This is a genomic window from Streptomyces sp. MB09-01, from assembly GCF_033794505.1.
In the GTDB taxonomy this organism is placed as follows: Bacteria; Actinomycetota; Actinomycetes; order Streptomycetales; family Streptomycetaceae; genus Streptomyces.
On the sequence record NZ_JARAYQ010000068.1, the window covers coordinates 25,482 to 35,319 of the forward strand.

Sequence of the window (9,838 nt, forward strand, 5' to 3'; positions counted from 1 at the left end):
TCATGACGACCACCACGGACACCACCACCAAGACCACGGTTCTCGAAGCCAAGGGCGTCACCATGCGCTTCGGCGGCCTCACCGCCGTCAAAAGCGTCGACCTCCAGGTCAACGCGGGCGAGATCGTCGGACTCATCGGCCCCAACGGCGCCGGCAAGACCACCTTCTTCAACTGCCTCACCGGGCTGTACGTCCCCACCGAGGGATCCGTCAGCTACAAGGGCACGGTCCTGCCTCCCAAGCCCCACAAGGTCACCGAAGCCGGCATCGCCCGCACCTTCCAGAACATCCGGCTCTTCCACAACATGACCGTGCTGGAGAACGTCCTCGTCGGACGCCACACCCGCACGAAGGAAGGCCTCTGGTCCGCCCTCCTGCGCGGCCCCGGCTTCAAGAAGGCCGAAGCCGCCAGCGAAGCGCGCGCCATGGAACTCCTGGAGTTCATCGGGCTGGAGAACAAGGCCCAGCACCTGGCCAAGAACCTCCCCTACGGCGAACAGCGCAAGCTGGAGATCGCCCGCGCCCTCGCCAGCGACCCCGGCCTCATCCTCCTGGACGAGCCCACCGCCGGCATGAACCCGCAGGAAACCCGCGCTGCCGAAGAACTCATCTTCGCCATCCGCGACATGGGCATCGCCGTCCTCGTCATCGAGCACGACATGCGCTTCATCTTCAACCTCTGCGACCGCGTCGCCTGCCTCGTCCAGGGCGAGAAGCTCATCGAGGGCACCGCGGCCGAGGTCCAGGGCGACGAGCGCGTCATCGCCGCCTACCTGGGCGAGCCCTTCGAGGGCGACCCGGGCGCCGCCGAGGACGCCGAGGTCGTGGCGGCGGAAGCCGCCGCGGCTGCCACGTCCGCCGACGCGGAGGCCGAGGCGGAGGCCGACGCTGACGCTGACGCGGAGCCTGAGGCGGACGCCGCCGCTCCGGCCGACGCGGACGCCCCGGCCGACGCGGACAGCACCACCAGCACCACCAGCACGGAAGGAGAGGCCAAGTGACCGCACTGCTCAAGGTCGAGGACCTCAAGGTCGCCTACGGCAAGATCGAAGCCGTCAAGGGAATCTCCTTCGAAGTCAACGAAGGCGAAATCGTCTGCCTCGTCGGCACCAACGGCGCCGGCAAGACGACCACCCTGCGCACCCTCTCCGGGCTCATCAAGCCCAAGAGCGGCAGCATCACCTTCGACGGCCAGCCCCTCGCCGCCGTCCCCGCACACAAGATCGTCTCCCTGGGCCTCGCCCACTCCCCCGAGGGACGGCACATCTTCCCCCGGCTGACGATCGCCGAAAACCTCCAGCTCGGCGCCTTCCTGCGCACCGACAAGGAGGGCATCGAGAAGGACGTCCAGCGCGCCTACGAGATGTTCCCCATCCTGGGCGAACGCCGCAAGCAGGCCGCCGGCACCCTCTCGGGCGGTGAGCAGCAGATGCTCGCCATGGGCCGCGCGCTCATGTCCCAGCCCAAGCTGCTCATGCTGGACGAGCCCTCCATGGGCCTCTCCCCGCTGATGATGCAGAAGATCATGGCGACCATCAAGGAGCTCAAGGCCGCCGGCATGACGATCCTGCTCGTCGAGCAGAACGCCCAGGCGGCGCTCTCGCTCGCCGACCAGGCGCACGTCATGGAGATCGGCAAGGTCGTTCTTTCCGGCACCGGCCGGGACCTCCTCCACAACGAGGACGTCCGCAAGGCCTACCTCGGCGAGGACTGAGCCGTCCTGTACGCGTGAGGCCCGCCTCCCCTCGGGGGGAGGCGGGCCTCACGCATGTTCCGGGAAGGAACTACTTCCCGCTCTCCTTCTTCTTCGCCTCGGCGTCCTCGATGACCACCTCGGCGACCTGCTGCATGGACATGCGGCGGTCCATGGAGGACTTCTGGATCCAGCGGAACGCGGCCGGCTCCGTGAGCCCGTACTGCGTCTGCAGGATGCTCTTCGCCCGGTCCACCAGCTTGCGGGTCTCCAGCCGCAGGGAGAGGTCCGCGACCTCCTTCTCCAGCGCGCGCAGCTCTGCGAAGCGGGAGACGGCCATCTCGATGGCCGGCACCACGTCGCTCTTGCTGAACGGCTTCACGAGGTACGCCATGGCCCCGGCGTCCCGGGCCCGCTCGACGAGGTCGCGCTGCGAGAACGCGGTGAGCATGAGCACGGGGGCGATGGACTCCTCCGCGATCTTCTCGGCGGCGGAGATCCCGTCCAGGACGGGCATCTTCACGTCGAGGATGACGAGGTCGGGCCGGTGCTCACGCGCGAGCTCCACGGCCGTCTGCCCGTCCCCGGCCTCGCCGACGACGGAGTAGCCCTCCTCCTCCAGCATCTCTTTCAGGTCCAGGCGGATGAGCGCCTCGTCCTCGGCGATGACGACGCGGGTCGTCAGCGGCGGAACGTGCGACTGGTCGGCGTCGGGCGTGGGCGTCGACTCGTGCTCGGCGGTCACGGGGGCTCCTCTTTGCGGGGCTCTGCTGCTTGGATGAGCCTACCTAGCTGCAGTGCGCGATGGTCACCCGGTACACTCCGACCAGCGACCTAGCCGGGTTGGCGGAATGGCAGACGCTGATGTCTCAAACACATCTGTCCGAAAGGACGTGCGGGTTCGAATCCCGCACCCGGTACGTGTCCGAAAAGCGGACGTTCACATTCGCGTGAGCGTCCGCTTTTTGCTACACAAGGCGAGCGGCCGTCACAGACAGTGGCGCAATGGAGTTCCACAGCCTCGAGACACGACAGACGGCCCTCTCCTTGTTGCGCGGCGGTACGCGGAACGCGGAAGTGGCCCGGCGCCTGGATATTCCGTTGGGCACCGTCGGCTACTGGAAACACATGGACCGGGCGAAGCGCGGCGAATGTCCGGGAGCCCACAATCCGGATTGCCCGCGCTGTGACGCCGGCCCGCTGGACACCCAGGCGTACGCATACCTGCTCGGGCTCTACCTGGGCGACGGCCACATAAGTCACTACTCGGCCCACCGCGTGCCCAACCTCATGATCACCTGCGATGACAAATGGCCCGGCCTGATGAATTCCGCCGAACAGGCGATGGGCCGGGTCTTCCCGCAAAACCGCGTGTGCCTGGTCCGCAAGGTGGGCTGCCACAACGTCAAGGTCTACTCGAAGCACCTTGAATGCCTGTTCCCGCAGCACGGGCCCGGCAAGAAGCACGAACGCCGGATCGCGCTGGAGGACTGGCAGCAGGAGATCGTCGATGCGCACCCCTGGGAGTTCCTCCGGGGGCTGATCCACTCCGACGGGTGTCGGGTCACCAACTGGACCACTCGCATGGTCGGCGGTGAGCGGAAGCGCTACGAGTACCCGCGGTACTTCTTCACCAACAAGTCGGACGACATCCGGCGGCTGTGCACGGACACGCTCACCAAGGTCGGTGTCCGGTGGACGATCCTGGCCCGGGGCAGCGACCCGTTCAACGTGTCCATCGCCCGACGGAAGTCCGTGGCGCTGATGGACGCGCACATCGGGCCCAAGCACTGAAGCCACCCGACCTAGGCTGCCTCCATGAACGACACGACACATGACATACGGATCAGGCCCGGCGGACCGGAGGACGTGGGGGGCATTCTCCGGATGCTCGACTCCGCCGTGGCCTGGATGAACGCGCGCGGCAATACCGAGCAGTGGGGCACGACGCCGTATTCGCAGCGGCCGGGCGGGGTGGCGCGGGTCGAGCGGTACACGACCGAGAACGTGCCCTACGTCGCGGAGTTGGACGGGGTGCCGGTCGGGGCCCTGGTGCTGGACTCCGGGCCGAGCCCGCAGATGCCGATCGCTCCGGCCGGTGAGCCGGAGCGGTATGTGCGGCTGCTGGTCTCCGACCGGCGGTACGCGGGGCTGGGGATCGGGGCGGCGCTGCTGGACCGTGCCGCGGAGGAGACCCGGCGGGCGGGTGTGGAGTTGTTGCGGGTGGACTGCTGGGCGGGCGGCGGGGGCGAGCTGGTCGCGTTCTACGAGCGCAATGGTTTCGCCCCCACCGAGCGTTTCCTGTCCGAGGACTGGCCGGGTCAGGTGCTGGCCCGGCGCGTCGGCTGACGGACCCGGCCCGGTCTAGGGGAGGTCGCCGTTGCCGCCGAGGTTGGCGACCAGGAGGCGGAGGGTGTCGATGGTGGCGGCGTAGGTGGCGTCGTCGATGCCTTCGCGCATGCGGGCGTGGACCTTGGCGTTGCGGTCGTGGGCGCGGAGGCGGCCCGCTTCGCCGGCTTCGGTGAGGGTGAGGCGGTCGTCGGCTTCGGTGATCCAGCCGCGGGCGGTGAGGTCGGCGTAGAGGGCTTCGAAGTCGGTGCTCTGGTCGTCGAAGGGGGTGAGCTTCGCGGTGAGGGCGGCGCGGGTCCATTCGCCGGGGGTGCCGGCTATGTGGTTGAGGGTCCACCAGTGGGGCTGGGTGAGGTTCTCCTCGGCGAGGGCGGCGCGGAGGCCGCCGATGACCAGTTGGGCCGCTTCGCGGGTCCAGTAGCCGATGGGCTGGGCGGCGAGCTGCTCCTGGGGGTATTCCTTGATCGTCATGTGATGACCGTATGAGCTCAAGCTAGGTTGAGGTCAAGGTCGACAACGAAGAGGGGAACCCGTGATGAGTGAGAAGGCCCGGAAGCTGTTCGAGGCGCTCGATCTGAACGAGGACGGTGAGCTGACCCGGGCAGAGGTGATTTCGGCGCTGCGGTCGAAGGGGCCGACGCTGGCCGCGCGTGGGGATCTGCCGTTCTGGGGCCTCGGGGATGCGGATGCGTCGTCGGCGCTGTTCGATGCGGCTGATGCGAACGGGGACGCGGTGCTGTCCTTCGAGGAGTTCGCGACGGTGGTCGATCGGCGCTTCGGCTGGTAATGCGGGGTGTGGGTGACCGCGTCGGGCCGGTGGAAGCTGCCCGACGCGGTGCGTCTCATGCGTGGGGTGCGGTGGCCGCGGCTGCCGCGGCGGGCGGGTTCAGCGGACCGCGTCGCCGATGTGGTGGATGCGGACGAGGTTGGTGGATCCGCTGACGCCGGGGGGTGAGCCGGCGGTGATGACGACGGTGTCGCCGGGTACGCAGCGGCCGATGCGCAGGAGTTCTTCTTCGACTTGGGCGACCATGGCGTCGGTGGAGTCGACGTGGGGGCCGAGGAAGGTTTCCACGCCCCAGGTGAGGTTGAGCTGGGAGCGGGTGGCGGGGTCGGGGGTGAAGGCGAGGAGGGGGATGGGTGAGCGGTAGCGGGAGAGCCGGCGGACGGTGTCTCCGCTCTGGGTGAAGGCGACGAGGAATTTGGCGTCGAGGAAGTCGCCCATTTCGGCGGCTGCGCGGGCGACGGCTCCGCCTTGGGTGCGGGGCTTGTTGCGGTCGGTGAGGGGCGGCAGGCCCTTGGCGAGGATGTCCTCTTCGGCGGCTTCGACGATGCGGGACATGGTCCGTACGGTTTCGACGGGGTATTTGCCGACGCTGGTTTCGCCGGACAGCATGACGGCGTCGGTGCCGTCGATGACGGCGTTGGCGACGTCGGAGGCCTCGGCGCGGGTGGGCCGGGAGTTCTCGATCATCGAGTCGAGCATCTGGGTCGCGACGATGACGGGTTTGGCGTTGCGCTTGGCGAGCTTGACGGCCCGCTTCTGGACGATGGGGACCTGTTCCAGGGGCATTTCGACGCCGAGGTCGCCGCGGGCGACCATGATGCCGTCGAAGGCGGCGACGATGTCGTCGATGTTCTCGACGGCCTGGGGCTTTTCGATCTTGGCGATGACCGGGAGGCGGCGGTCTTCCTCGTCCATGATGCGGTGGACGTCTTCGATGTCGCGGCCGCTGCGGACGAAGGAGAGGGCGATGACGTCGGCGCCGGTGCGCAGGGCCCAGCGGAGGTCTTCGATGTCCTTCTCGGAGAGGGCGGGGACGGAGACGGCCACGCCGGGGAGGTTGAGGCCCTTGTGGTCGGAGACCATGCCGCCTTCGACGACGCGGGTGTGGACGCGGGGGCCGTCGACGTCGGTGACTTCGAGGGTGACGCGGCCGTCGTCGACGAGGATGCGTTCGCCGGTGGTGACGTCGGTGGCGAGTCCCTTGTAGGTGGTGCCGCAGGTGTGGCGGTCGCCTTCGTGGTCTTCGACGGTGATGGTGAACTCGTCGCCGCGTTCAAGGAGTACGGGTCCTTCGCGGAAGCAGCCGAGGCGGATCTTCGGGCCTTGAAGGTCGGCGAGGATGCCGACACTGCGGCCGGTCTCGTCGGAGGCCTTGCGTACGCGCTGGTAGCGCTCCTCGTGTTCGGCGTAGGTGCCGTGGCTGAGGTTGAAGCGGGCAATGTCCATCCCGGCTTCGACCAGGGCTTTGATCTGGTCGTATGAGTCGGTGGCGGGGCCCAGGGTACATACGATTTTCGCTCGGCGCATGAGGCGAGCGTATTCCCCTACCGGAGAGTAGGTAATCGCTTCCGGGTGTCCACTCAACAACCTTTGAGCAAAAGGTTGTTGACAACTGTTGAATGTGCATGGGGGTGCTCTGATGAGCACCCCCGGGGCGCCTTTTTCGTCGGTTCTTCAGAGCTGCGGAGGGGTCATCGTGAACCGCGCGTTCACCTGGGCGTAGACGGTCTGGCGCTGCGGTTCGAGGTCGAGCGGCGGGGGGCCGGCGTCCTCGGCGGCGCTGAAGGCCATGGTGCGCATTCCGGCGCCTGGGGCGGGGAAGGGGTTGGCGTTTTCGGCGCCGAGGTCGGCGAGTTCGACGAGGGCGGCGAGGCGGGCACCGAGGGCTTCGGCGTATTCGCGGGCGCGCTGGACGGCTTCGAGCACGGCTTGGCGGCGGGCCTGGCCGTGGGCGGGCGAGGTGGGGCGCAGGGCCCACCAGGGGCCGTCGACCTCGGTGAGTTCGAGGTCGGCGAGGCGGGTGGTGAGTTCGCCGAGGGTGGTGAAGTCGCTGAGTTCGGCGGTGATGTGCACGCGGCCGTGGTAGGCACGGATGCGTTCGGCGCGGCCGTGGCGGGTGAGTTCGGGGGTGATGGAGAAGGAGCCCGTTTCGAGTTTTTCGACGGGGTCGCCGTAGCTCTTGATGAGGTCGAGGACGGTGTGGTTGCGGCGGGTGAGGTCTTCGAGGGCGGTGCGGCGGTCGGTGCCGCGGGCGCTGACGGTGATGCCGATGCGGGCGATCTCGGGGTCGACTTCGATGCGGGCTTCGCCGCGGACTGCGACGCGGGGTACTTCGGGGGTGCCGTAGGGCTGGTGCGATGCGTCCTGGGTCATGGATTCACTGTCGCACTGTCGCTCGTGCGGGTGTGGTCATCGGATCGAAACCTGACGGGGGTGTTGCTGCTTGTTACCAGTGGGTCAGAATCTACGCGCGTTGTTCACGCCTCAAAAGGGGAGATGGCATGGCGTTCGACCGCAGGACTTTTCTGGGAACCACGGCCGCGACAGGTGCGGCCGTTGCGTTGGCGGGGGCCACGAGCACCCCGGCCGCCGCACAGCAGCAGGACGTGAAGGGCCCGGTGCCGCGGACGTACGCGTTCACGGTGATGGGTACGACCGACTTGCACGGGAACGTCTTCAACTGGGACTACTTCACGGACAAGGAGTTCGACGACAAGGCGCACAACGACGTCGGCCTGGCGAAGATCTCCACGCTGGTGGACCAGGTGCGGGCGGAGAAGGGGCGGCGCAACACGCTGCTGATCGATGCCGGTGACACGATCCAGGGCACGCAGTTGTCGTACTACTACGCCAAGGTGGACCCGATCACGGCCCGGCGCGGTCCGGTGCACCCGATGGCGCAGGCGATGAACGCGATCGGGTACGACGCGGCGGCGCTGGGGAACCACGAGTTCAATTACGGGATACCGGTGCTGCGCAAGTTCGAGGAGCAGTGCGACTTCCCGTTGCTGGGGGCGAACGCCCTGGATGCGAAGACGCTGCGGCCGGCGTTCCCGCCGTACAGCATGCACCGGCTGCGGACGCCCTGCGGGCGGGACGTGAAGGTGGCGGTGCTGGGGTTGACGAACCCGGGGATCGCGATCTGGGACAAGGCCAATGTGCAGGGCAGGATGACGTTCCCGGGGCTGGAGGAGCAGGCGGCGAAGTACGTGCCGAAGCTCCGTTCGATGGGCGCCGACGTGGTGATCGTGTCGGCGCACTCGGGGTCGAGCGGGACGTCCTCGTACGGGGACCAGCTGCCCCACATCGAGAACGCGGCCGGTCTGGTGGCGGAGCAGGTGCCGGGGATCGACGCGATCCTGGTGGGGCACGCGCACACGGAGATTCCCGAGTACCGGGTGAAGAACAAGGCGACCGGCAAGGACGTGGTGCTGTCGGAGCCGTTGAAGTGGGGGCAGCGGCTGACGCTGTTCGACTTCGAGCTGGTGTGGGAGAAGGGCCGCTGGTCGGTGGCGAAGGTCGCGGCGAAGGTGCTGAACTCGAACGCGGTCGCCGAGGACCCGAAGATCACGCGGCTGCTGTCGGACGAGCACCGCAAGGTCGTGGCGTACGTGAACCAGGTGATCGGTACGTCCACGCAGGCGATGTCCTCGGCCGAGGGGCCGGTCAAGGACGTGGCGATCATCGACCTGATCAACCACGTGCAGGCGGAGACGGTGCGGGCGGCGCTGGCGGGCACGGAATGGGCGGCGCTGCCGGTGCTGTCGCAGGCTTCGTGCTTCTCGCGGACGGCGGCGATCCCGGCGGGGCAGGTGACGATCAGGGACGCGGCGGGTCTGTACCCGTTCGAGAACACGATGGAGGCACGGCTGCTGACGGGTGCGCAGCTGAAGGACTACCTGGAGTACTCGGCGCGGTACTTCGTGCGGACGGCGCCGGGTGATGCGGTGGATCCGGCGAAGCTGACGAACGCCGAGGGCATTCCGGACTACAACTACGACGCGGTGTACGGGCTGGCGTACGACATCGACATCGCGCAGCCGGCGGGTTCGCGGATCACGGGGCTGTCCTTCCAGGGGAAGGCGGTGGATCCGGCGGCGCAGTTCGTGTTCGCGGTGAACAATTACCGGGCCTCGGGGGGCGGGAACTTCCCGCACGTGCCGCAGGCCAGGCAGTTGTGGTCGAACTCGGACGAGATCCGCAACACGATCGTGCAGTGGGTGAAGGCGAAGGGGACGATCGACCCGGCGCAGTTCGCTTCCGTGGACTGGCGGCTGACGCGGGCCGGGGTGCCGGTGTTCTAGTCCGTTCGCGGGCGGTGCGGCCGGGACCTGCTGGGGCGGGGTCCCGGCCGCTGTGCGTGGGGGCGGTCCGCGGCCGTCGGGCGGGGGGTCAGCACTGCCAGAGGAGTGCTGCGCGGCCGCAGGGGGTGCAGGTGTGCGCGTAGGCGCGGCCGGAGCCGAAGTTCATGGCGGTGACGGGGTCGGGGCCTTCCGTCAGTTCGGCGGCGAAGTCCATCGGCCGCGTGCAGGCGGGGCAGTGGGGTGTCTCGTCGTACTGGAGCCAGTCGGGGGTGCCGCCGAGCCGGCCCAGGATCGTCGCGGTGGTGGGTGCCGTGGGGGCGGGTACGGCGGCGCGGACGGCTCCGAGTCCGAGGAGGTCCTGGTCCGCCTCGTCGGGGGCCGGTAGGGGTTCCAGGCCGTCGGCGGGGAGGAGCAGGGCGAGGTTGCCGCCTGCGGTGGGGCTCCATTGTTCGCACTGGCCGGGGCGGTTCGCGCACATGAAGAGGGCCAGCACGCCGGGGGTGGTGGTGTGGCCGGGGAGGTCGCCGAGGAGGATCTGGGCGAGGAACTGCAGGGGTGCGGCGCATGAGGCGCAGGTCGGCCATGCGGTGCCGGCGGGGGCCAGGGGTGTGCCGCCGGTGCGGGTGACCGGGGCGTCCGCGGCGACCGGCCCGCCGTCGAGGAGGAGCGTCGTCATGCCGGGAATGTACGTGCGGGGGTGTGGCG

At 68.6% G+C, this 9,838-nt stretch carries 11 protein-coding genes and 1 tRNA gene; 7 read left to right on the forward strand and 5 right to left on the reverse strand.

From position 1 onward, the window contains the following. Positions 1 to 2: 2 nt before the first annotated feature. Positions 3 to 1,001: an ABC transporter ATP-binding protein gene (locus PV721_RS16655; RefSeq protein ID WP_319724879.1), complete on the forward strand. Its 999-nt coding sequence runs from the start codon at positions 3 to 5 to the stop codon at positions 999 to 1,001. Next, positions 998 to 1,714, forward strand: coding sequence for an ABC transporter ATP-binding protein (locus tag PV721_RS16660; protein ID WP_319724857.1), 717 nt, complete (start codon positions 998 to 1,000; stop codon positions 1,712 to 1,714). The genes PV721_RS16655 and PV721_RS16660 overlap by 4 nt, the downstream gene beginning before the upstream one ends. Before the next feature lie 70 nt (positions 1,715 to 1,784). Here the strand turns inward: PV721_RS16660 and PV721_RS16665 are convergent, their stop codons facing one another. Next, on the reverse strand, positions 1,785 to 2,438 hold the full coding sequence (locus PV721_RS16665; protein ID WP_319724859.1) for an ANTAR domain-containing response regulator: 654 nt from the start codon (positions 2,436 to 2,438) through the stop codon (positions 1,785 to 1,787). 92 nt (positions 2,439 to 2,530) lie between these two features. Here PV721_RS16665 and PV721_RS16670 point away from each other — a divergent pair. The 3 genes from PV721_RS16670 (at position 2,531) to PV721_RS16680 (ending at position 4,042) form a co-directional block, all read left to right on the forward strand. Next, positions 2,531 to 2,613, forward strand: a tRNA-Leu gene (locus tag PV721_RS16670). A gap of 85 nt (positions 2,614 to 2,698) precedes the next feature. Next, the gene (locus tag PV721_RS16675) at positions 2,699 to 3,487 is read left to right on the forward strand and encodes a helix-turn-helix domain-containing protein (RefSeq protein ID WP_319724861.1); all 789 of its coding nucleotides are present in this window, start codon (positions 2,699 to 2,701) and stop codon (positions 3,485 to 3,487) included. A gap of 24 nt (positions 3,488 to 3,511) precedes the next feature. Next, positions 3,512 to 4,042, forward strand: coding sequence for a GNAT family N-acetyltransferase (locus PV721_RS16680; RefSeq protein WP_319724862.1), 531 nt, complete (start codon positions 3,512 to 3,514; stop codon positions 4,040 to 4,042). 15 nt (positions 4,043 to 4,057) lie between these two features. Here PV721_RS16680 and PV721_RS16685 read toward each other — a convergent pair whose 3' ends face one another. Next, positions 4,058 to 4,513, reverse strand: coding sequence for a MarR family transcriptional regulator (locus tag PV721_RS16685; RefSeq protein ID WP_319724864.1), 456 nt, complete (start codon positions 4,511 to 4,513; stop codon positions 4,058 to 4,060). Between the two features lie 64 nt (positions 4,514 to 4,577). On the opposite strand from PV721_RS16685, the gene PV721_RS16690 reads away from it, so the two are divergent. Then, positions 4,578 to 4,829 carry an EF-hand domain-containing protein gene (locus PV721_RS16690; protein WP_319724865.1) on the forward strand — a complete coding sequence of 84 codons (252 nt, stop codon included), beginning with the start codon at positions 4,578 to 4,580 and terminating at the stop codon, positions 4,827 to 4,829. A gap of 99 nt (positions 4,830 to 4,928) precedes the next feature. Here PV721_RS16690 and pyk read toward each other — a convergent pair whose 3' ends face one another. Both pyk and PV721_RS16700 read right to left on the reverse strand, forming a co-directional pair. Next, entirely contained in the window at positions 4,929 to 6,356 is a 1,428-nt protein-coding gene (gene pyk, locus PV721_RS16695) for a pyruvate kinase (RefSeq protein WP_319724866.1), read from the reverse strand. 147 nt (positions 6,357 to 6,503) lie between these two features. Further along, positions 6,504 to 7,202, reverse strand: a complete 699-nt coding sequence (locus PV721_RS16700; protein WP_319724868.1) for an SIMPL domain-containing protein — start codon at positions 7,200 to 7,202, stop codon at positions 6,504 to 6,506. Positions 7,203 to 7,330: 128 nt separating this feature from the next. On the opposite strand from PV721_RS16700, the gene PV721_RS16705 reads away from it, so the two are divergent. Then, complete coding sequence (locus tag PV721_RS16705; protein WP_319724870.1) at positions 7,331 to 9,133, forward strand: bifunctional metallophosphatase/5'-nucleotidase; 1,803 nt, start codon at positions 7,331 to 7,333, stop codon at positions 9,131 to 9,133. A gap of 88 nt (positions 9,134 to 9,221) precedes the next feature. Here PV721_RS16705 and PV721_RS16710 read toward each other — a convergent pair. Beyond that, positions 9,222 to 9,838: DUF1963 domain-containing protein (locus tag PV721_RS16710; protein ID WP_319724872.1), on the reverse strand; the 617-nt coding region annotated here is incomplete at its 5' end.

Coding starts and splice junctions, on each gene's coding strand:
- PV721_RS16675 (WP_319724861.1), top strand. CDS start 2,699: ATGGAGTTCCACAGCCTCGAGACACGACAGACGGCCCTCTCCTTGTTG.
- pyk (WP_319724866.1), bottom strand. CDS start 6,356: ATGCGCCGAGCGAAAATCGTATGTACCCTGGGCCCCGCCACCGACTCA.
- PV721_RS16690 (WP_319724865.1), top strand. CDS start 4,578: ATGAGTGAGAAGGCCCGGAAGCTGTTCGAGGCGCTCGATCTGAACGAG.
- PV721_RS16685 (WP_319724864.1), bottom strand. CDS start 4,513: ATGACGATCAAGGAATACCCCCAGGAGCAGCTCGCCGCCCAGCCCATC.
- PV721_RS16680 (WP_319724862.1), top strand. CDS start 3,512: ATGAACGACACGACACATGACATACGGATCAGGCCCGGCGGACCGGAG.
- PV721_RS16700 (WP_319724868.1), bottom strand. CDS start 7,202: ATGACCCAGGACGCATCGCACCAGCCCTACGGCACCCCCGAAGTACCC.
- PV721_RS16655 (WP_319724879.1), top strand. CDS start 3: ATGACGACCACCACGGACACCACCACCAAGACCACGGTTCTCGAAGCC.
- PV721_RS16705 (WP_319724870.1), top strand. CDS start 7,331: ATGGCGTTCGACCGCAGGACTTTTCTGGGAACCACGGCCGCGACAGGT.